The organism is Pseudoxanthomonas winnipegensis, assembly GCF_030322905.1.
Taxonomy (GTDB): Bacteria; Pseudomonadota; Gammaproteobacteria; order Xanthomonadales; family Xanthomonadaceae; genus Pseudoxanthomonas_A; species Pseudoxanthomonas_A winnipegensis.
This window is the reverse complement of record NZ_CP095475.1, coordinates 1,704,367-1,724,157: the sequence shown is the minus strand read 5'-3', so window position 1 is coordinate 1,724,157 and position 19,791 is coordinate 1,704,367. Positions and strand designations below refer to the sequence as shown.

Genomic DNA, 19,791 nt, shown 5'->3' with positions numbered 1-19,791 from the left:
TTCGTGGACTGCGCGGACCCGATGGATCAGGTGCCGCCCAGCTTGTTCTTCAGCTCGGCCATCAGGCGCGTGGCCTCCGGGCCGTTGGCCGGCAGGCCGCGCGGATCCACCGCCGAGACGTACACGCCCGAGCTGGTCTCGGCCACGCGCACCAGGAAGCTGGCGCCCTGGTAGGTCACATCGAAGCTGCCCAGCAGCTGCGCGCGGCTGGCGATGGTCAGGCCATCGACCGTGCCCAGCGCGTCGCCGACCTTGGCGAACACCTCGTCGCGCTTGCCGGGGACGTTGAAGCCGGAGGTGCTGCTGGCCGCCGGAGCGGCCTGCTGGCCGCGGCCCTCGGCGCTGCCGCTGGCCACGGTCGGCACCTGCATGGCGCCGGCGGTGTTGGGCAGGTTGAGGTCCGGCGGGACTTCCAGCGGGCGGGCCTGCTCGCTCAGCGCGTAGTCGCCCTTGGGCCCCTTGTGGAACCACTTGCAGCCGGACAGGCCGACGATCGACATCGCCAGCACCACCGGCACGACCACACGCGAAAGACGGGAAACACGCATTGAATGACTCTCCGTTGTTGATTCAGGCCGCGAGCGGTTCGCGGCTGGATTGTTCTTCGAGCACGGCCCGCCGTGCGGCCAGGCGATCGGCCAACCCGGTGTGGGCGGCCGACAGCGGCAGCAGCGGCAGGCGCAGGCCCTGGCCGATGCCGGCGCGCTGCAGCAGCGCCTTGACCGGGATCGGATTGGACTCGATGCCGAAGAAGGCATGGAATTCTGCCAGTTGCGCGTCCCAGGCGTCGGCCCGGGCGGCGTCGCCGGCGCGCGCCAGATCGCACAGGCGGCGGTAGGCGCCGGGCAGTGCGTTGGCGCCGACCGAGATTAGCCCGTCGGCGCCGGCCAGCAGCGCCCGGCAGGCGGTGGCGTCGTCGCCGCCGAGGACGGCGAAGGTCCCGGTGCGCAGCGCCAGCAGCGCCTGCATGCGCGCCGGGTCGGCCACCGCCTCCTTGATGCCGACGATGCCGGGGTGAGCGGCCAGCGCGGCCACGGTCTCGGGCAACAGGTCGCAGCCGGTGCGGCCGGGGACGTTGTAGAGCACCACCGGCAGCCCGCCCTGCTCGGCCACCGCGCGGTAATGGGCGACCAGGCCGGCCTGGGTCGGACGCACGTACGGCGGGGTCACCACCAGCGCGGCGTGCGCGCCGGCAGCGGCCGCCAGGCGGGTCTGGGCGATGGTCCTGGCGGTGCTGGACTGGCCGGTGCCGGCCAGGACCGGGACCTGGTCGCCGATCTGCTCGACCGCCGCGCGGATCAGCCGGGCGTATTCATCTTCGGACAGCGTGGCCGCCTCGCCGGTCGAGCCCGCCACCACCACGCCCTGCACGCCGCCGCGCAGCTGCTGGGAAAGCAGCGCGCGCCAGGCATCCAGATCGAGGTCGCCGGCGCCGGAAAACGGCGTGGCCAGGGCGGTGATACAACCGGAAAGGAACAAGCGCTTCGCCTGTAGGGAGTGATACGCACGGAACGCCGCGCACGGGCAGCGATGTTACTTGCGGCGCGAAAGGACGGGCAAGTATGCTGGCCGCGCTTCACCGGCCCCCTCCCGGGCGCCATTCAGACTCGTTGCAATGCCGGAAGCCCCTTTGACTGACACCACGCCCCGGCCTTCGCCGAACGAAAACCACCTCCTGATCAACGCCTACACGACGCATCCGGAGTCGCCCCTGCTGGGCGTGACGCGTCGGATCGCCGATTCGGGCTGCAACCTGGTCGATGCGCGGTTGTCCACGGTCGGGCGGGACGTGTCGGTGACGGCGCTGGCCACCGGTTCCTGGGACGCGGTGGCCAAGCTGGAGGCCATGCTGACCCGCCTCGAGCGCGAGGAAGGCCTCAAGCTGATCTGGTACCGCACCGCCGCCAAGGTCGTGCAGTCCAACCTGCTGCCCTACATCGTCGAGGTGGTGGCCGCCGACAAGCCGGGCATCCTGTTCCAGCTGGCCGATTTCTTCGACCGTCAGGGCATCACCATCGAGAACCTGCAGTCCACGCGCTACCGCGCGATGCAGACCGGTGCGGAGATGTTCTCGGCGCAGGTCACCATCGGCGTGCCGGCCAACATGCACATCGCCGCGCTGCGCGACGATTTCCTCGAATTCTGCGACCATCTGAACCTGGACGCGATCATGGACCCGATGAAGTTCTGACGATGGTACCTGCCGCCCAGGCCCTGTCCAAGTCCACCCTGAAACTGCCGCTCGCCCTGTCCGGCGGCACCTCCACCACGCTTGCCGATTTCGCCGGCCACTGGCTGGTGCTGTACTTCTATCCGAAGGACAGCACGCCGGGCTGCACCACCGAAGGGCTGGAGTTCAATGCGCTGCTGCCGCAGTTCCGGCAGCTGGACGCCACGGTGCTGGGCGTCTCGCGCGATTCGGTCAAGTCGCACGATAACTTCTGCGCCAAGCAGGGATTCGACTTCCCGCTGGTCAGCGATGCCGACGAGGCACTGTGCAAGGCCTTCGACGTGATCCGCGAGAAGAACATGTACGGCCGCCAGGTGCTGGGGATCGAACGCAGCACCTTTCTGATCTCGCCCGACGCGCGCATCGTGCAGGCATGGCGCAAGGTCAAGGTCGCCGGCCACGCCCAGGCCGTGCTCGACGCGCTCAAGGCCGCCCGATCCCAGTGACCCCCGTTGTTTTCCTTTACCCCCACCACCCCGCCCCGCGGGCCGTGGTGGCCTGCTGCTGTCCGTCCAACAGGAACCGCCGATGACCCGAAGCAAGCGCATCTACGTGCTGGACACCAACGTCTTGATGCACGACCCGACCGCGCTGTTCAAGTTCGAGGAACACGATGTGTTCCTGCCCATGCAGGTGATCGAGGAACTGGACAATGCCAAGAAGGGCATGTCCGAAGTCAGCCGCAACGCGCGCCAGGTCAGCCGCTTCCTCAACGAGCTCATCGTCGGCGCCGACGCCCAGCAGATCCAGCTGGGCATCACGCTGGTCCATCCGCAGGGCCTGAGCCTGCGCCAGCCCTCGCAGATCGGCCAGCTGCACTTCCAGCTCAAGCCGGTCGATCCGGGCCGCACCTTCGGCACCATCGCGCCGGACAACAAGATCCTGGCCGCGGTGCTGCAGCTGCGCGAGGAGCATCCGGGCACGCCGGTGATCCTGGTGTCCAAGGACATCAACCTGCGCATCAAGGCCTCGATCAGCGGCCTGGTGGCCGAGGACTACGAGAACGACCGCGCGCTGGACGACTTCAGCCTGCTCTACACCGGCGCCACGCAGCTGCCGGAGGACTTCTGGCATCGCCACCAGGGCGACCTGAAGTCCTGGAGCGACAAGGGTGGGCGCACCAGCTACGAGGTGACCATGGCCGACGAGGAGGACTGGTTCCCCAACCAGTACCTCTACCTGCCGGGCGAGGACGAAGTCGAACTGCGCGTGGTCAAGGTCAACCCGGACGGCAAGGCCACGCTGACGCTGGTCGACGACTTCCGCGGTGGTCAGCACGCGGTATGGGGCATCAGCGCGCGCAACCGCGAGCAGAACTTCGCGCTCAATGCGCTGATGGATCCGGAGATCGATTTCGTCAGCCTGCTCGGCACCGCCGGCACCGGCAAGACGCTGTTGGCGCTGGCCGCAGGCCTGGCCCAGACCATGGACCAGCAGCGCTACCGCGAGATCATCATGACCCGCGCCACGGTCAGCGTGGGCGAGGACATCGGCTTCCTGCCCGGCACCGAGGAGGAAAAGATGACGCCGTGGATGGGCGCGCTGACCGACAACCTGGAAGTGCTCACGCATAACCAGGAAGGCGGCGCCTGGGGCCGGCAGGCGACCAACGACCTGCTCGCCAGCCGCATCAAGATCCGCTCGATGAACTTCATGCGCGGCCGCACCTTCCTCAGCCGCTACCTGATCATCGACGAGGCGCAGAACCTCACGCCCAAGCAGATGAAGACGCTGATCACCCGCGCAGGTCCTGGCACCAAGATCGTCTGCCTGGGCAACGTCGAGCAGATCGACACCCCGTACCTGACCGAGACCACCTCGGGCCTGACCTACGCGGTGGACCGCTTCAAGGGCTGGGCGCACAGCGCGCACATCACCCTGCGTCGCGGCGAGCGCTCGCGCCTGGCCGACTTCGCCTCGGAAGTGCTGTGACGCCAGCGGCCGGCGCGCGCCGGCCTGGGCCACGGCGCAGGCGGCGCGAGGCGCGGGGCCATGGCTGAGGCGCACGAGGGCCTGCCGCTGCAGGCCGGCGACGGCCATCGCTGGACGCTGCTGCGCCGCGTCCCGGCCCAGCCGCGGGCCAGCCTGCTGTGGCTGCCGGCGCTGGGCGTGGCGGCACGCCACTATGTGCCGCTGGCCGAGGCCCTGGCCGAACGCGGCATCGCCGTGTTCCTGCACGAGGCGCGCGGCCATGGCAGCAGCAGCTGGCGTGCCTCGCGCGAGGTGGACTGGGGCTATCGCCAGCTGCTGATGCTCGATCTTCCCGTCAGCGCGCAGGCGATGCGCAAGGCCCTGCCTGGCCTGACGTGCGTGATCGGCGGCCACAGCCTGGGCGGACAACTGGCCGGCTGCCACGCGGCACTGACCGACACGCCCTTCGACGCGCTGTGGCTGGTCGCCAGCGGCACGCCGTACTGGCGCACCTTCCCGCTGCCGCGCGGGCCGCTGCTGCCGCTGGCGTACCGCTTCCTGCCCTGGCTTGCGCGCCGTCGCGGCGCCCTGCCCGGCCATCGCATCGGCTTCGGCGGCAACGAGGCGCGCGGCCTGATCGAGGACTGGAGCCGTGTGGGCCTGGGCGGGCGCTACGCCGGTCAAGGCATGGACGTGGCCATCGAGGCCGCCATGGCCGCCTGCACGATCCCCATGACCGGAATACTGTTCGCGCAGGATTGGCTCGGGCCGCCGGCCTCGCTGCGCGCACTGATGGAGAAGTTCGCGCACGCAAGTCCACGCAGCGTGGCAGTGCTGGACCGTCAGGCGCTTGGGACCACACCCGATCACTTCGCCTGGATGCGCAAGCCGGACCCGGTCGCACAGCGGCTGGCGGCTTCGCTCGACTGAGCTGCGTCGTCGCGCTGATGGCGGCGCGGTGCGATGCTATGCGTCGGATTCCGGCAACGACTCGCGCATGTCCCACACGCTCTCTCCTGCACCGAAGATCGCCATCATCGGCCTGGGCTATGTCGGCCTGCCGCTGGCGGTGGCCTTCGGCAGGCAGACCGCCACGATCGGCTACGACCTGGATGCCACGCGCGTGGCCGAACTGCAGGCGGGCCACGACCGCACGCTGGAGACCTCGAGCGAGGCGCTGCGCGCGGCCACCGGCCTGCGCTGCAGCGACGATGCGGCCGACCTGGCCGGCTGCGAGGTCTTCATCGTCACCGTGCCCACGCCGGTCGACGCCTACAAGCGCCCGGACCTGAGCGCCCTGGAGTCGGCCAGCCGCACCGTGGGACGCGCGATCCGCCGCGGAGGCCTGGCGATCTTCGAATCCACCGTCTACCCCGGCGCGACCGAAGAGATCTGCGTGCCGATCATCGAGGCCGAATCGGGCCTGGTGTTCAACCGCGACTTCCATGCCGGCTACAGCCCCGAGCGCATCAACCCGGGCGACCGCGAACATCGGCTGGAGACCATCGTCAAGGTGACCTCCGGCTCGACCCCGGAGGCGGCCGCGCGCGTGGACGCGCTCTACCGCGCGATCGTGCCGGCCGGCACGCACTGCGCGCCGAGCATCCGCGTGGCCGAGGCGGCCAAGGTGATCGAGAACACCCAGCGCGACGTCAACATCGCCCTGGTCAACGAACTGGCCCTGCTGTTCCATCGCTTGGGGATCGATACCGGGGACGTGCTGGCCGCGGCCGGTACCAAGTGGAACTTCCTCGGCTTCAAGCCCGGCCTGGTCGGCGGCCACTGCATCGGCGTGGACCCCTACTACCTCACCCACAAGGCGCAGCAGGTCGGCCATCACCCGGAGGTGATCCTGGCCGGACGCCGCATCAACGACGGCATGGGCGCGCACGTGGCCCAGCGCACGATCAAGCTGATGGCCCAGCGCGGCCTGGCCGTGGCCGGCGCGCGGGTGTTGGTGCTGGGCCTGGCGTTCAAGCAGGACTGCCCGGACCTGCGCAACACGCGCGTGGTGGACATCGTGGCCGAGCTGGGCCAGTTCGGCATCGCGCCGGACATCCACGATCCCTGGGTCGATGCGCAGCAGGCGCGCCACGAATACGGCCTGACCCTGCTGGACGCGCCCGCGGCGGCGCACTACGACGCGGTGATCCTGGCCGTGGCGCACCGCGAGTTCATCGCCCTGGGCGCCGCCGGCATCCGCGCGCTGCTGCGCCAGGACGGCGTGCTGTTCGATGTGCAGCGCGTGCTGGACCGCAGCCTGGTCGATGCGCGCTTGTGACGCTTCCCATGATTTCGAAGACGAGATCCACACCATGAAGATCCTGGTCACCGGCGCTGCCGGTTTCATCGGCGCGCGCCTGAGCGAGCGCCTGCTGGCGCGCGGCGACAGCGTGCTGGGCTACGACAACCTCAACGACTACTACGATCCCACGCTCAAGCAGGCGCGCCTGGCGCGCCTGACCGAGCAGCCGGGTTTCCAGTTTGTCCATGGCGCGCTGGAAGACAGGCCGGCGCTGGAGGCGGCGTTCGACGCGTTCAAGCCCGAGCGGGTGGTCAACCTCGCCGCGCAGGCCGGCGTGCGCTATTCGCTGGTCAATCCGCACGCCTATGTGGAAAGCAATCTGGTCGGCTTCATGAACATCCTGGAGGCCTGCCGCCACCGCGAGGTCGGGCACCTGGTCTACGCCTCATCCAGTTCGGTCTATGGCGGCAACCGCAAGCTGCCCTTCGCCGTGGAGGACAGCGTCGATCATCCCTTGAGCCTGTACGCGGCCAGCAAGAAGGCCAACGAGCTGATGGCGCACACCTACAGCCATCTCTATCGCCTGCCGACCACGGGCCTGCGCTTCTTCACCGTCTACGGCCCCTGGGGGCGGCCGGACATGGCGCTGTTCCAGTTCACCCGGCGCATCCTGGCCGGTGAGCCGATCGAGCTGTTCAACAACGGCCAGCACACGCGCGACTTCACCTACATCGACGACATCGTCGAAGGCGTGATCCGCACGCTCGATCATGTTCCCGGGCCCGATCCGCACTACGACCCGCTGCAGCCCAACCCCGCCACCTCGGATGCGCCGTACCGGGTCTACAACATCGGCAACAGCGCGCCGGTGCAGCTGCTGGACTACATCGACACCCTGGAGCGCGCGCTCGGCGTCAAGGCCGTGCGCAAGCTGCTGCCGCTGCAGCCTGGCGATGTGCCCGATACCTTCGCCGACGTCAGCGCCCTGCAGCGCGACGTGGGCTACGCGCCTTCCACGACCATCCAGACCGGCATCGCCGCGTTCGTGGCGTGGTACCGGGAGTATTACGGGGTCTGATTGCAGCGGGAGAGCTCGAATTGCGCAGCGGGCGATCTGCTGCAGCAGCAGCATTGAGCCACCGCATCGTCAGGCAGAGAAAGAATGGGGATGAAAGGTGATGAAAGGTGTTGACGCGGCCGCCCGAAACCCGAATAATCTCGCTCCTTCGCAGCGCGCCCGTAGCTCAGCTGGATAGAGTACCTGGCTACGAACCAGGCGGTCGGGAGTTCGAATCTCTCCGGGCGCGCCACTACAAAGACAAGAAAGCCAGTGGACTCCACTGGCTTTTTTGTTGCCTGTTTTCCGCCGATCCATGACGCGGTTCCGGGGCGCCCCGGCTTCTCTTCGGCACTTCTGAGCCGATGTCACGGCACAACGCGCGGACCATCTGCGCGCGTCGACGCGATCGCCGAGTCGCTACGCTTGCGTGGTCTAGATGCGCGAACAGTAGGCGCTACTTACGCCATTGCGCTGCAGGAGCCCTCACGGTGAATCGTCGAGGCGCATGCGCCTGGCCCCTCGCACGGCGCACGCCGAATGCCATCGCGATCCCACGCCGCGCTTAGGCGCGAATGCGCGCCACACGCGCGGCAATGGACGACCAGGCATGCATTCGATTCCGTGCTTCGGCTGCCGAATCGCGCATACGAAAAACCCGCCGGAAGGCGGGTTTCAAGGACTGGCGGAGTGAGAGGGATTCGAACCCTCGATAGAGCTTTTGACCCTATACTCCCTTAGCAGGGGAGCCCCTTCGGCCTCTCGGGCATCACTCCGAACAACATCGTGCCGTGGCATTGCGCGACGGCCGGCAAGGATACCGGCTGAACGCCTCCACGGCAAACATTCTGTCAGTTGGAGCTGTTGCCTTCGACGCGATCCTCGGTGCCGGCCTCATCGCCACGCTGGATGCGCTGGTAGATCTCCTCGCGATGCACGGCAACGTCCTTGGGCGCGGTGATCCCGATGCGCACCTGGTTGCCTTTCACGCCGAGGACGGTGACTGAGACCGAATCTCCGATCATCAGGGTTTCGCCGACACGGCGAGTCAAGATCAGCATTTCAATTCTCCGTAGGCCGGCTAGCGTATAGCCGGTGGAAGCATTTGGCCCGCGTAGTGCCAAAAACGCTTCCAGATAAGTTCATGGACGTGAAACATGGTAGCGGCCGGTCACCTCCAGCCGCAAGGGAAAAGGAGTCGGGCTTATGCCGCCAGGCGCTGCGCCACCCAAGAAGTGACCCCAGCCAGCGCCGAAGCAAGGGCGGGCCCGTCCTCGCCACCACCCTGGGCCAGGTCCGGGCGACCGCCGCCCTTGCCGCCGATCAGACCGGCGACGTGACCCAGCAGTTCCCCCGCCTTGACCCGGCCCATTGCGGCACCGTTCACGCCGGCCACCAGGGCCGCCTTGCCGCCCTCGGTGCCGGCCAGCAGGATCACGGCGTCGCCCAACTGCTGCTTGAGGCGGTCCACCGCGTCGCGCAGGGCCTTGGCGTCGAAGCCTTCCAGACGCGCCGCCAGGACCTTGATGCCGTCCACCTCGACCGCCTGGCCGGCCAAGTCGGCGGTGGCGCCGGAAGCGGCCTTGGCCTTGAGGCTTTCCAGCTCGCGCTCCAGCTTGCGCTGGCGCTCGGTGAGCTGGCGGATGCGCTCGACCACCTCGGCCGCGCTGCCGCCGAGCAGGCCGGCGGCCTCGCTCAGGCGACGCTCCTCGCCATCGACGTAGTCCAGCGCGCCCTGCCCGGTCACCGCCTCGATGCGGCGCACGCCGGCGGACACGCCGCTTTCGCTGACGATCTTGAACAAGCCGATGTCGCCGGTGCGCTGCACGTGGGTGCCGCCGCACAGCTCGGTCGAGGTATCGCCCATGCGCAGCACGCGCACGCGCTCGCCGTACTTCTCGCCGAACAGCGCCATCGCACCGAAGTCCAGGGCCTCCTGCATGCCCATGTTGTGGATCTCGGCCTGGTGGTTGGCGCGGACCTCGGCGTTGACCCGGCGCTCGATCTCGGCCAGCTCCGCCGGGCTCACCGGCTGGAAGTGGGAGAAGTCGAAGCGCAGCCGGTCCGGAGCCACCAGCGAGCCCTTCTGCTGCACGTGGGTGCCCAGCAGCGAGCGCAGCGCGGCGTGCAGCAGGTGGGTGGCCGAATGGTTGAGGATGGTCGCGCCGCGGCGCTGGGCGTCGATCTCGCCGGCGACGACATCGCCGACCGCCAGCGCGCCGTGCTCGACCTGGCCCAGGTGACCGTGGAACTGGCCGGCCAGCTTGAGCGTGTCGCTGACCGCGAACGCGCCGCCGGCGCCCTGCAGCCGGCCGGTGTCGCCGACCTGGCCGCCGGACTCGGCGTAGAACGGGGTGCGATCCAGCAGCACCAGGCCGGACTGGCCGGCCTCCAGGCGCTGCACCGGGCGGCCGTCGTGCAGGAGGGCGACGATCCTGAGGCCATCGGCCTGCAGCTGGTCGTAGCCCAGGAACTCGGTCGGCGTGAGCTGTGCGACCAACTCGGCCGGCAGCGCGGTGCCGCCGGAGAACTTGCCGGCCGCGCGCGCGGTCTGGCGCTGCTGCTCCATGGCCGCCTCGAAGCCGGCCATGTCCACGTCCATGCCGCGCTCGCGGGCGATGTCGGCGGTCAGGTCGACCGGGAAGCCGTAGGTGTCGTACAGGCGGAACGCGTCGGCGCCGGGAATGCTGCCCTGCGCGCGCGCGGCCACGTCCTCGAAGATGCGCATGCCGGCGTCGAGGGTCTCGGCGAAGCGCTCTTCCTCGGCGCGCAGCGCGCGCTCGACGAAGTCCTGCTTCTGCGCCAACTCCGGGTAAGCCTCGCCCATCAGCGCCACCAGGGTCGGCACCAGCTGGCTGAAGAACGGCTGGCGCACGCCCAGCATCCAGCCATGGCGCAGGGCGCGGCGGATGATCCGGCGCAGCACGTAGCCGCGGCCTTCGTTGGACGGCAGCACGCCGTCCACGATCAGGAACGAACAGGCGCGGATGTGGTCGGCGATCACGCGCAGCGACTTGTTCTCCAGGTCGGCCGTGCCGGTGAGCTCGGCGGCCTTGCGGATCAGCGTCTGGAACAGGTCGATCTCGTAGTTGCTGTGCACGTGCTGCAGCACCGCCACCAGCCGCTCCAGGCCCATGCCGGTGTCCACGCACGGGGCCGGCAGCGGCACCAGGGTGCCGTCGGGCTGGCGGTCGAACTGCATGAACACCAGGTTCCAGATCTCGATGAAGCGATCGCCGTCCTCGTCCGGCGAGCCCGGCGGGCCACCGGCGATGTGCGCGCCGTGGTCGTAGAAGATCTCGGTGCACGGCCCGCACGGGCCGGTGTCGGCCATCTGCCAGAAGTTGTCCGAGGCGTAGGGCGCGCCCTTGTTGTCGCCGATGCGGACGATGCGCTCGGCGGGCACGCCGATCACGTCGTGCCACAGGCCGTAGGCCTCATCGTCGGTGTGGTAGACGGTGACCAGCAGGCGCTCGGCCGGCAGCTTCCAGACCTGGGTCAGCAGCTCCCAGGCCCAGGCGATGGCCTCCTTCTTGAAATAGTCGCCGAAGGACCAGTTGCCCAGCATTTCGAAGAAGGTGTGGTGGCGCGCGGTATAGCCGACCGAATCCAGGTCGTTGTGCTTGCCGCCCGCGCGCAGGCAGCGCTGGACGTCGGCCGCGCGCACGTAGCTGCGCTTCTCCGCGCCGAGGAACACGTCCTTGAACTGGACCATGCCCGAATTGGTGAACAGCAGGGTCGGGTCGTTGCCCGGCACCAGCGGGGCCGAAGGCACGATGGTGTGGCCCTTGGCGCGGAAGAAATCGAGGAAGTCCTGGCGGACCTGGCTGCTGCTGAAAGTGGGGGCGGTCATGTGGGCGCGGGCAGTGGGCGAGCGGCTGGCAAAACAGGCCGCGGATCCCCTCTAGATGGATGCGACCTGCCCTTAAGACAACCTTGAACCGCAAAGGGTAACAAAGCCGGGCGGCTCAGTCCTCCGGCAGCCCGCGCAGGACCGCGCGCACCGCCTCGCCGTCGAAGCCGCGCCGCAGCAGCAGGTCGGCGGCCTTGCGCTGGGCGGACAGGTCTTCCAGCCGCTCTGGGCCGAAGCGCCGGGCGACCAGGTCGCGGGCCAGCTCGCGCCAGTCGCCCTCGAAACTGGCCAGGGCCTTGTCCACCTGGGCCGCGTCCAGGCCATGGGTTTCCAGCTCGACCTGGATGTAGCGTGGGCCGTAGCCTGCGGCCACCCGGCTTCGGACCAGGGACTCGGCGAACCGCGCGTCGTCCTGCCAGCCCTCCCCCGCCAGGCGCTCGACGGCGGCGCGGGCCTCCTCGGCCTGGACGCCGCGCGCGGTCAGCTTGCGGGTCAGCTCCTTGCGCGAATGCTCGCGGCGGACCAGCAGCGACAGGGCGCGCTGGACCGGCGTGGGCTCGGGCCGGCGACGGCGCGGCCTGGTGCCCTGCTCCGCCGCGGCCGCGTCGGACACATCGGGCGCGTCGTGCTCATCCATGGCTGGACACCCGGACGCCGGCGTCGGGGCCGATCCGTCCCATCCCGAACGCAGAACAGCGCCGCCCGCGAGGGCGCCGCCGTCGTGCTCCATCTTGGAAGGTCGCCCCGCGCAGGCCGGCGCCGCCACTGACAGCAGCGCCGACCTGCGAGGAACGGATGCAATCAGGCGTCATCGCCTTCGTCGTTCTCACGACCGGCCACCTCGGCCGGCTGGAACTTCTCGCGCAGCTCGGCTTCCAGCTTGGCGGCCACCTCGGGGTTCTCGCGCAGGTAGGTACGCGAGTTGTCCTTGCCCTGGCCGATGCGCTCGGAGCCGTAGCTGTACCAGGCGCCGGCCTTGTCCACGATCTTGGCCTCCACGCCCATGTCGATCAGCTCGCCCTCGCGGCTGATGCCCTCGCCGTACAGGATCTCGGTGACGACCTGCTTGAACGGCGGGGCCATCTTGTTCTTGACGACCTTGATGCGGGTCTGGTTGCCGATGATCTCGTCGCCCTTCTTGATCGCGCCGATGCGGCGGATGTCCAGGCGCACCGAGGCGTAGAACTTCAGGGCGTTGCCGCCGGTGGTGGTCTCCGGGCTCTGGCCGGGCATCATCACGCCGATCTTCATGCGCAGCTGGTTGATGAAGATCACCAGGGTGTTGGAGCGCTTGATGTTGCCGGTCAGCTTGCGCAGGGCCTGGCTCATCAGGCGGGCCTGCAGGCCGGGCAGCTGGTCGCCCATCTCGCCTTCGATTTCGGCCTTGGGCGTCAGGGCGGCGACCGAGTCAATGACCACGATGTCCACCGAATTCGAGCGTACCAGCATGTCGGCGATTTCCAGCGCCTGCTCGCCGGTGTCGGGCTGGGACAGCAGCAGGTCGTCGACGTTGACGCCCAGCTTGCCGGCATAGATCGGGTCAAGCGCGTGCTCGGCGTCGATGAAGGCGGCCGTGCCGCCCTGCTTCTGGCACTCGGCGATGGCCTGCAGGGTCAGAGTGGTCTTGCCGGAGGACTCGGGCCCGTAGATCTCGACCACGCGGCCCTTGGGCAGACCGCCGATGCCCAGCGCGATGTCCAGCATCAGCGACCCGGTCGGGATCACTTCGGTGGCCTCGATGACGCGGTCGCCCATGCGCATCACCGAGCCCTTGCCGAACTGGCGCTCGATCTGGGTCAGGGCCGCGGCCAGGGCGCGCTTCTTGTTCTCGTCCATTGTCAGTGTCCTTGGAAGGTGTGGTGAGGTGATGGGAGCAATCTAGAGCAGGTGGATCGCACGGATTGAGACATCGGCGAGCCGTGCTGCAACGGTGCGCCGTGCGCCTGGCCGGCGGCAGCGGGCGATGCCGCCGTCGCGGGTCGGAAAAGTCCGGACGGAAACGTGGGACATCACCGGTTCGGCCGCACCAGGCCGCAGTACAGGCCTTCGATGGCGAAGTCCTGGTCCGGGCGCACGTCGATGGGCGAGTAGTCCGGGTTGCGCGGCAGCAGGCGGATCGAGTCGCGGCCGATCTTCAGCAGCTTGACGGTGATCTCCTCATCGATGCGCGCCACCACGATCTGGCCGCTGCGCGCCTCGCCGGTGCGGTGCACGCCGATCAGGTCGCCGTCGAAGATGCCCTCATCGCGCATCGAATCGCCCTTGACCTTGAGCAGGTAGTCCGGCGAGGGCGAGAAGAACACCCGGTCCAACACCACGTAGTCGTGGTGGCCGGCGTCGGCGCCGATGGGCGCGCCGGCCGCGACCCGGCCCAGCACCGGCAAGCGCAGGGCGGAGGCGTCGTCGTTGGCCGGCGCGAACTGCATCGCGGCCTGGGCCGGCTGCGGCGCACGCAGCAGGCGGATGCCGCGCGCCCGGCCGGGGATGCGCTCGATGGCGCCGGCGGCCTCCAAGGCCTCGAGGTGGTATTGCGCGGCGCGCACGCCCTTGAAGCCCAGCGCGCGGGCGATCTCGGTCTGCGAGGGCGGCATGCCATCGGCCTCAAGCCGCTCGGCGATCAGGGCCAGGATGGTCTGCTGGGTGTCGGTGAGCTCCATGGTTAGTAGTAATACTACTAAGAGAAATGAGGAGCAAGCAGTGTTGACAGGTTTCGAAAATAATTTATGTTTCTCGTAAATTAATTCTGGCAAAGCATCTGTTAGCCACCGGAGACAACGCATGAAGCACGTCGCCAGTACCGCCCTGACCGTCCTCTCCACGCTGCTGCTCGGCTTTTATGCCCTGATCCTGCTGACCGCGCCAACGAAGGCCTTCGACGGGCCGGATAGCCGCCTGGTGCTTGTCCACGCCATGGGCCTGGCCGGTCTGGCGCTCGCGGTCATGGCCGTGCGCGAACTGCGCAGGCAGCGGCACGAGGCGTTGCGGTTGAGACAAGACAGCGAGGGCTTCGTCTGATGGACGGACAGGCCGAACCAGGGGTCCAGGAGAAGATCGAGCGCCTCGGACATGTCTTGTGGTGGATCGGAACGCTCGGCATTGCCGTCGAAATCCTCACGCTGGCCTACGACGATCTGTTCGCTTCCGGGCGATTGAGCCAGGCACAAGGACATCTCTCTCCGACGCTGGTCGACGTGTGCATGTGCCTGTCCTATCTGTTCCCGCTGGTGGCGATGCGCGGCCTTGGTCGCAGCCTGATGCGGGAGGAGGCGCTGAGTCTGCCCGTCGCCAAGGCTTTTCGCCGGGTCGGGCATGCGACGCTGTTGTATGCGCTGTTCCGCGGAATGCCGGATTTCGTCAACGGATTCATCGACGGGTTCAACGGCACCACGACGCCCTCCTTCCATCTGGATGTCGGCTACTTCAGCGATCTCTATCTGCCTGTCATCGCCTGCGTCTGCCTCTACAGCGTGGCGCACCTGATGAAACTGGCGGCGGAGGCCGCCGACGATGCGCGGGGCATCGTCTGATGCCGATCATCGTCAACCTCGACGTGATGCTGGCGCGGCGCAAGATGAAGTCCAAGGACCTGGCCGATGCGGTCGGGATCAGCGAGACCAACCTGTCCCTGCTCAAACAGGGCCACGTCAAGGGTGTGCGCTTCGCCACGCTGGACGCGATCTGCCGGGTGCTGGACTGCCAGCCGGGCGACCTGCTCGAGTATCGCGCCGATCCGATCTAACGCTCAGCGCCGTCCGCTGCGCACCGTCCACACCAGCAACACCACGCCGCACAGGCCCGCGCCGATGAAGCCGGCCAGTCCCAGGGCGGTGCGGAAGCGGCTGGGCACGCCGCCGCTGTCGATCACGATCGAGGAGCCGACGATCAGCGCGGCGGTGATGATGCCCATGGTCAGCCGGTTGACCGCATGGGCGAACTGGTTGCCGAACGGGCGCAGGCTGGTCACCTCCAGCTGGATGTTGCCGCGGCCGTAGCGGCGCAGCAGTCGGCGCAGTTCGCGCGGCAGGTCCTCGAGCAGGTCCAGCGATCCGGCCAGGGCGCGCTGGCCGCGGCGGGCGAGCCGGCGCGGCGCATAGCGCCGCAGCATCGCCCGCTCCAGGAACGGCCGCGCCTGGCCGGCCATGTCGAATTCGGGGTCCAGCAGGCGGCCCAGGCCTTCCAGGGTCAGGAAGGCCTTGACCATCAGCGCCAGGTCGCCCGGCAGCACCAGGCCGTGTTCGCGCAGCAGCGCCGAGATGCCCAGCAGCATCCGGCCCATGCGCAGGTCCTTGAGCGGCAGGCCGCGGTACTGGTCGATCATCTCGTCGATGTCGGCCTGCAGGCGTTCCTCGTCCACCTCGGCATCGCCGGCCCAGTCGATCAGGATGTCGGCCACGTCCTGCGGCTGCTGGGCCACCATGCCGTAGAGCAGCCGCGCGATCTGCGCCCGGCGCGGGGCGCTGACGTGACCGACCATGCCGAAGTCGATCACCGCGATGCGCCCGTCGGGCAGGTAGAACAGGTTGCCCGGGTGCGGGTCGGCGTGGAACAGGCCGTCCTCCAGCACCATCTTCATCACGATGTCCGCCCCGGCCTGGGCCAGGCCGCGCCGGTCCAGGCCGGCGGCCTCCACCCCGGCGATGTCCGCGCCGGGGATGCCCTCGACGAAGGCCTGCACGTTCAGGCGTTCGCTGGTCCAGGCCCAGTAGACCTTGGGCACGACCATCTCCGGATGGCCGGCGAAGTTGGCCGCGATGCGCTCGGCGTTGTGGCATTCGGCGGCGAAGTCCAGCTCGTTGCGCAGCGAGGCGGTGAACTGCCGCACCATCTCGCGCGGGCGGTAGCGGCGCAGCTCGGGCGCGCGCGCCTGGACGATCTCGGCCAGCCGCGCCAGCAGGCGCAGGTCGGCCTCGATCGTCTCGCGGATGCCGGGCCGGCGGATCTTGAGGATCACCGCGGTGCCATCGGCGAGCCAGGCGCGGTGGGTCTGGGCCAGCGAGGCGGCGGCCAGCGCGGTGGTGTCGATGCGGGCGAACACCGCCTCGGGCTCGGCGCCCAGGTCCTCGCGCACCTGGGCGCGGATCAGTTCGAAGTCCAGCGCCGGCACGTTGTTCTGCAGCTGGCCCAGCTCGCGCAGGAACTCCGGCCCCAGCAGGTCCACGCGCGTGGCCAGGATCTGGCCCAGCTTGATGAAGGTCGGCCCCAGCTCCTGCAGCGCCCGGCGCAGGCGCTCGGGCGTGGACATGGTCAGGTACTCCTCGGCGTGCTCCAGGCGCAGCAGGCGGCCGGCCTTCTCCAGCGCGCCGGTCATGCCGATGCGCCGGGCCACGTCGCCGAAGCCGTAGCGCACCAGCACCGTGGCGATCTCCTGGATGCGCCCCAGGTCGCGCACGGTGGACAGGGTCTCCCACAGCGCGCCGTGGGGCTTGTTCACAGCGCCTGACCCAGCCCGCTCAACGCCGCGGCCACGGTCTGGCGGCGCACCGCGTCGCGGTCGCCGTCGAAGTGGAACACCTGGGCGCGGGCGTAGCCGCCGCGCCGCTTCCAGCCGATCCACACCGTGCCCACCGGCTTGTCCTCGCTGCCGCCGCCGGGGCCGGCGATGCCGGTCACCGCCACGGCCACGCTGGCGCCGGAATTGACCAGCGCGCCGGAGACCATCTCGATCACCGTCTCGCGGCTGACCGCGCCGAAGGTCTCCAGGGTCTGCGGGCGCACGCCCAGCATCGCCTGCTTGGCCTCGTAGCTGTAGGCGGCCATGCCGCAGTCGAACCAGGCCGAGGAGCCGGCGATGTCGGTCATGGCCTTGGCGATCCAGCCGCCGGTGCAGCTCTCGGCGGTGACCAGGCGGTCGCGCTGCTCGTGCAGGCGCTGGCCGACCGCGGTGGCCAGTTGGGTCAGTTCGGCATCGGAAGGCGGCATGGGGCGTCCAGGGTCAGGCAGGTCCCCTCCAGTATCCCAGATCGTCGGACCCGGCCCGATCGGGCGCGGCATCGTGCGATGCCGCGTGCGTTTTCCGTGTAAACGATTACATTTCACCACCTGACCCCGCCACCCGAAGTGGCCCGAACACGCTTAAGCCCTGGAGAGAGCGGCATGACCCAACACCGAATCACGCGGCGACAGCTGCTTACCGCCGCGGGCGCGGCCACCCTGCTCTCGCAGCTGCCGATGGGCCTTGCGCTGGGCCGCGCGCGCGACGGCGCGAAGACACCGGCCTTCATCGACGACCTGATCGGCCGCATGAGCCTGGTCGAGAAGGCCGGCCAGCTGACCCTGATGGCCTCGGCCAGCCAGAACGGCGCGGCCGCGGCGGCCAACCCGATCAGCAACACCTCGGCGGTGTCGGCGCAGGTGGCCGCGGTCAAGGCCGGCCAGCTGACCGGCGTGTTCAACAGCTCCAACGTGCTCTGGCACGAGCGCCTGCAGAAGGCCGCCATGCAGAGCAGGCTGAAGATCCCGATGCTGTTCGCCGCCGATGTCATCCACGGCTTCACCACGGTGTTCCCGGTGCCGCTGGGCGAGGCGGCCAGCTTCGAGCCGGAGCTGGCCCGGCGCACCGCGCGCGCGGCGGCGATGGAAGCGGCAGCGGTCGGCATCGACTGGACCTTCGCGCCGATGGTGGACATCGCCCGCGACGCGCGCTGGGGCCGCGGCGTGGAAGGCAGCGGCGAGGACGTGCTGCTGGGCCGGCGCATGGCCGCCGCGCGCGTGCACGGCTTCCAGGGCGAGCGCGGCCTGGCCGACCCCGAGGCCGTGGTCGCCTGCCCCAAGCACTTCTGCGCCTACGGCGCGGCCGAGGGCGGCCTGGACTACAACACCACCGATGTGTCCGAACGCGTGCTGCGGCAGACCTATTTCCCGCCGTTCCAGGCCGGCTTCGACGCCGGAGCGATGACCACGATGGCCTCGTTCAACGAGATCTCCGGCATCCCGGCCACGGCCAACCACTGGCTGCTGGACGATGTGCTGCGCGGCGAATGGGACTTCACCGGCGTGGTCGTCTCCGACTACACCGGCGATGAGGAACTGATCGCCCATGGCTTCGCCCGCGACGGGCGCGATGCGGCGCGGCTGGCGATCCTGGCCGGCGTGGACATGAGCATGCAGAGCGCGCTCTACCTCAAGCACCTGCCCTCACTGGTGGAAAGCGGCGAGGTGCCGATGGCGGTGGTCGACCGCTCGGTGCGGCGCGTGCTGCAGCTCAAGGCGCAGCTGGGCCTGTTCGACGATCCCTTCCGCCGGATCAAGCCATCGGCGCCCTCGCGCCAGCGCCTGCCCGAGACGCTGGAGTTGGCGCGCGAGGCCGCGCGCAAGTCGGTGGTGCTGCTGAAGAACGAGGACGATGTGCTGCCGCTGCGCACCAGCGGCCAGCGCATCGCCCTGATCGGCCCGCTGGCGCAGGACTGGGACAGCACCAAGGGGCCGTGGACGCTGTTCGAGGGCGACGATACGGGCAGCGACCTGGCCACCGGCATGAAGCAGACGCTGGCCGACCCTTCCCTGCTGCAGGTGGTGGCAGGTTGCGGCTACCAGAAGCCGCTGGCCGGCGGCGTGCAGGAGGCGGTGGCCGCCGCGCGCGCGGCCGACGTGGTGGTGATGGCCATCGGCGAATCGCGCGACGATTCGGGCGAGGCGCGTTCGCGCACCTCGATCACCGTGCCGCAGGTGCAGCAGGACCTGCTCGACGCGGTCGCGGCCACCGGCAAGCCGGTGGTGGTGGTGCTGGGCAACGGCCGCGCGCTGGCGCTGGGCAAGCTGGCGCCCAAGGCGCAGGCGGTGCTGGTGGGCTGGTACCTGGGCTCGCGTTCGGGCCTGGGGCTGTGCGATGTGCTGTTCGGCGCGCACGGGCCGTCGGCGCGCCTGCCGGTCAGCTTCCCGCGCGAGTCCGGCCAGGTGCCGTACTACTACGACCACAAGACCACCGGCCGGCCCGATCCGGAGCCGGAGAAGCTCAGCCCGTTCAAGACGCGCTACATGACCGCGCCCAACTCGGCGCTGTTCCCGTTCGGCCATGGGCTGACGTACGGGCGGATCGAATACGGCGGGCTGGACATCGGCGATGGCCGGCTGCCGGCCGACGGCGCGATGACCGTGCGCGCCACGATCAGCAACCGCGGCAGCCGCGCGGCCGAGGAAGTGGTGCAGCTGTACGTGCACGACCGCGTGGCCAGCATCACCCGACCGGTGCAGGAACTGAAGGACTTCCGCAAGATCCGCCTGGAATCCGGCGCCAGCGCGCAGGTCGAGTTCACCCTGCGCCGCGCCGACCTGCTGTTCATCGGTCAGGATCTCAAGCCCACGGTCGAGCCGGGCCTCTTCGATGTCTGGGTGGCGCCGTCGGCCGAGGTGGACGGGCTGCACGGGACGTTCGAACTGTTGGGCTGATCCCCGCATTGGGGGCCGCGGTCTCTTCACACCACGTCGCGGTCGCCCTGTAGAGCGGAGCTTGCTCCGCTGGCGTTCTCCCACGATCTGGCCGAAGGGCAGCGGAGCGA

General features: G+C 69.2%; 19 protein-coding genes and 2 tRNA genes. 11 read left to right on the top strand and 10 right to left on the bottom strand.

What is annotated here, in order from left to right; all coding sequences use genetic code 11:
- Positions 1–26: 26 nt before the first annotated feature.
- Complete coding sequence (locus tag MWN52_RS07670) at positions 27–548, bottom strand: hypothetical protein (protein ID WP_130518951.1); 522 nt, start codon at positions 546–548, stop codon at positions 27–29.
- Between the two features lie 22 nt (positions 549–570).
- Positions 571–1,479 carry a 4-hydroxy-tetrahydrodipicolinate synthase gene (gene dapA / locus MWN52_RS07665; protein WP_286577330.1) on the bottom strand — a complete coding sequence of 303 codons (909 nt, stop codon included), beginning with the start codon at positions 1,477–1,479 and terminating at the stop codon, positions 571–573.
- A gap of 136 nt (positions 1,480–1,615) precedes the next feature.
- Here dapA and MWN52_RS07660 point away from each other — a divergent pair, with 136 nt between their 5' ends.
- From MWN52_RS07660 to MWN52_RS07630, 7 genes are all read left to right on the top strand, one after another.
- Entirely contained in the window at positions 1,616–2,191 is a 576-nt protein-coding gene (locus MWN52_RS07660; protein ID WP_130518955.1) for a glycine cleavage system transcriptional repressor, read from the top strand.
- 2 nt (positions 2,192–2,193) lie between these two features.
- Entirely contained in the window at positions 2,194–2,676 is a 483-nt protein-coding gene (locus MWN52_RS07655; RefSeq protein WP_286577329.1) for a peroxiredoxin, read from the top strand.
- Positions 2,677–2,758: 82 nt separating this feature from the next.
- Positions 2,759–4,162: a PhoH family protein gene (locus MWN52_RS07650; protein ID WP_130518959.1), complete on the top strand. Its 1,404-nt coding sequence runs from the start codon at positions 2,759–2,761 to the stop codon at positions 4,160–4,162.
- A gap of 60 nt (positions 4,163–4,222) precedes the next feature.
- Positions 4,223–5,071 carry an alpha/beta hydrolase family protein gene (locus MWN52_RS07645; protein WP_286577326.1) on the top strand — a complete coding sequence of 283 codons (849 nt, stop codon included), beginning with the start codon at positions 4,223–4,225 and terminating at the stop codon, positions 5,069–5,071.
- 67 nt (positions 5,072–5,138) lie between these two features.
- Positions 5,139–6,422, top strand: coding sequence for a nucleotide sugar dehydrogenase (locus tag MWN52_RS07640; RefSeq protein ID WP_286577325.1), 1,284 nt, complete (start codon positions 5,139–5,141; stop codon positions 6,420–6,422).
- Between the two features lie 34 nt (positions 6,423–6,456).
- A complete protein-coding gene (locus MWN52_RS07635) occupies positions 6,457–7,464 on the top strand; it encodes an NAD-dependent epimerase (RefSeq protein ID WP_286577324.1) in 1,008 nt (335 codons plus the stop codon).
- Positions 7,465–7,619: 155 nt separating this feature from the next.
- Positions 7,620–7,696, top strand: a tRNA-Arg gene (locus tag MWN52_RS07630).
- Positions 7,697–8,126: 430 nt separating this feature from the next.
- On the opposite strand, the gene MWN52_RS07625 is transcribed toward MWN52_RS07630, so the two are convergent.
- From MWN52_RS07625 to lexA, 6 genes are all read right to left on the bottom strand, one after another.
- Positions 8,127–8,219: transfer RNA gene (locus MWN52_RS07625), tRNA-Ser, on the bottom strand.
- 75 nt (positions 8,220–8,294) lie between these two features.
- A complete protein-coding gene (csrA, locus tag MWN52_RS07620) occupies positions 8,295–8,504 on the bottom strand; it encodes a carbon storage regulator CsrA (RefSeq protein ID WP_286577323.1) in 210 nt (69 codons plus the stop codon).
- Positions 8,505–8,647: 143 nt separating this feature from the next.
- Entirely contained in the window at positions 8,648–11,296 is a 2,649-nt protein-coding gene (gene alaS, locus MWN52_RS07615; RefSeq protein WP_286577322.1) for an alanine--tRNA ligase, read from the bottom strand.
- 115 nt (positions 11,297–11,411) lie between these two features.
- Positions 11,412–11,909, bottom strand: a complete 498-nt coding sequence (gene recX, locus MWN52_RS07610; RefSeq protein WP_425608115.1) for a recombination regulator RecX — start codon at positions 11,907–11,909, stop codon at positions 11,412–11,414.
- Between the two features lie 188 nt (positions 11,910–12,097).
- Complete coding sequence (gene recA, locus MWN52_RS07605) at positions 12,098–13,132, bottom strand: recombinase RecA (protein WP_130518973.1); 1,035 nt, start codon at positions 13,130–13,132, stop codon at positions 12,098–12,100.
- Between the two features lie 173 nt (positions 13,133–13,305).
- Positions 13,306–13,953 carry a transcriptional repressor LexA gene (gene lexA / locus MWN52_RS07600; protein WP_286577320.1) on the bottom strand — a complete coding sequence of 216 codons (648 nt, stop codon included), beginning with the start codon at positions 13,951–13,953 and terminating at the stop codon, positions 13,306–13,308.
- A gap of 121 nt (positions 13,954–14,074) precedes the next feature.
- Between lexA and MWN52_RS07595 the strand changes: the two genes are divergently transcribed.
- The 3 genes from MWN52_RS07595 to MWN52_RS07585 are packed head-to-tail and all read left to right on the top strand — an operon-like array spanning position 14,075 to position 15,035.
- A complete protein-coding gene (locus tag MWN52_RS07595) occupies positions 14,075–14,311 on the top strand; it encodes a hypothetical protein (RefSeq protein WP_286577319.1) in 237 nt (78 codons plus the stop codon).
- Positions 14,311–14,823 (top strand): hypothetical protein, encoded by a 513-nt coding sequence (locus MWN52_RS07590; protein ID WP_286577317.1) that lies wholly within the window; start codon positions 14,311–14,313, stop codon positions 14,821–14,823. Before MWN52_RS07595 ends, MWN52_RS07590 begins: the two co-directional genes overlap by 1 nt.
- Positions 14,823–15,035: a helix-turn-helix domain-containing protein gene (locus tag MWN52_RS07585; protein WP_286577315.1), complete on the top strand. Its 213-nt coding sequence runs from the start codon at positions 14,823–14,825 to the stop codon at positions 15,033–15,035. Before MWN52_RS07590 ends, MWN52_RS07585 begins: the two co-directional genes overlap by 1 nt.
- Positions 15,036–15,038: 3 nt before the next feature.
- Here the strand turns inward: MWN52_RS07585 and MWN52_RS07580 are convergent, their stop codons facing one another.
- Positions 15,039–16,706 carry an ABC1 kinase family protein gene (locus MWN52_RS07580; RefSeq protein WP_130519312.1) on the bottom strand — a complete coding sequence of 556 codons (1,668 nt, stop codon included), beginning with the start codon at positions 16,704–16,706 and terminating at the stop codon, positions 15,039–15,041.
- A 17-nt stretch (positions 16,707–16,723) separates the two neighbouring features.
- Positions 16,724–17,215: a CinA family protein gene (locus tag MWN52_RS07575; protein ID WP_130518983.1), complete on the bottom strand. Its 492-nt coding sequence runs from the start codon at positions 17,213–17,215 to the stop codon at positions 16,724–16,726.
- Between the two features lie 174 nt (positions 17,216–17,389).
- Between MWN52_RS07575 and MWN52_RS07570 the strand changes: the two genes are divergently transcribed.
- A complete protein-coding gene (locus MWN52_RS07570; protein WP_286577312.1) occupies positions 17,390–19,681 on the top strand; it encodes a glycoside hydrolase family 3 N-terminal domain-containing protein in 2,292 nt (763 codons plus the stop codon).
- Positions 19,682–19,791 lie beyond the last annotated feature (110 nt).

What these genes read in the sequence shown, in the direction of transcription:
- MWN52_RS07670 (WP_130518951.1), bottom strand. Translation starts at nt 548, where the DNA reads ATGCGTGTTTCCCGTCTTTCGCGTGTGGTCGTGCCGGTGGTGCTGGCG.
- MWN52_RS07660 (WP_130518955.1), top strand. Translation starts at nt 1,616, where the DNA reads ATGCCGGAAGCCCCTTTGACTGACACCACGCCCCGGCCTTCGCCGAAC.
- MWN52_RS07655 (WP_286577329.1), top strand. Translation starts at nt 2,194, where the DNA reads ATGGTACCTGCCGCCCAGGCCCTGTCCAAGTCCACCCTGAAACTGCCG.
- MWN52_RS07650 (WP_130518959.1), top strand. Translation starts at nt 2,759, where the DNA reads ATGACCCGAAGCAAGCGCATCTACGTGCTGGACACCAACGTCTTGATG.
- MWN52_RS07645 (WP_286577326.1), top strand. Translation starts at nt 4,223, where the DNA reads ATGGCTGAGGCGCACGAGGGCCTGCCGCTGCAGGCCGGCGACGGCCAT.
- MWN52_RS07640 (WP_286577325.1), top strand. Translation starts at nt 5,139, where the DNA reads ATGTCCCACACGCTCTCTCCTGCACCGAAGATCGCCATCATCGGCCTG.
- MWN52_RS07635 (WP_286577324.1), top strand. Translation starts at nt 6,457, where the DNA reads ATGAAGATCCTGGTCACCGGCGCTGCCGGTTTCATCGGCGCGCGCCTG.
- csrA (WP_286577323.1), bottom strand. Translation starts at nt 8,504, where the DNA reads ATGCTGATCTTGACTCGCCGTGTCGGCGAAACCCTGATGATCGGAGAT.
- alaS (WP_286577322.1), bottom strand. Translation starts at nt 11,296, where the DNA reads ATGACCGCCCCCACTTTCAGCAGCAGCCAGGTCCGCCAGGACTTCCTC.
- recA (WP_130518973.1), bottom strand. Translation starts at nt 13,132, where the DNA reads ATGGACGAGAACAAGAAGCGCGCCCTGGCCGCGGCCCTGACCCAGATC.
- lexA (WP_286577320.1), bottom strand. Translation starts at nt 13,953, where the DNA reads ATGGAGCTCACCGACACCCAGCAGACCATCCTGGCCCTGATCGCCGAG.
- MWN52_RS07595 (WP_286577319.1), top strand. Translation starts at nt 14,075, where the DNA reads ATGAAGCACGTCGCCAGTACCGCCCTGACCGTCCTCTCCACGCTGCTG.
- MWN52_RS07590 (WP_286577317.1), top strand. Translation starts at nt 14,311, where the DNA reads ATGGACGGACAGGCCGAACCAGGGGTCCAGGAGAAGATCGAGCGCCTC.
- MWN52_RS07585 (WP_286577315.1), top strand. Translation starts at nt 14,823, where the DNA reads ATGCCGATCATCGTCAACCTCGACGTGATGCTGGCGCGGCGCAAGATG.
- MWN52_RS07575 (WP_130518983.1), bottom strand. Translation starts at nt 17,215, where the DNA reads ATGCCGCCTTCCGATGCCGAACTGACCCAACTGGCCACCGCGGTCGGC.
- MWN52_RS07570 (WP_286577312.1), top strand. Translation starts at nt 17,390, where the DNA reads ATGACCCAACACCGAATCACGCGGCGACAGCTGCTTACCGCCGCGGGC.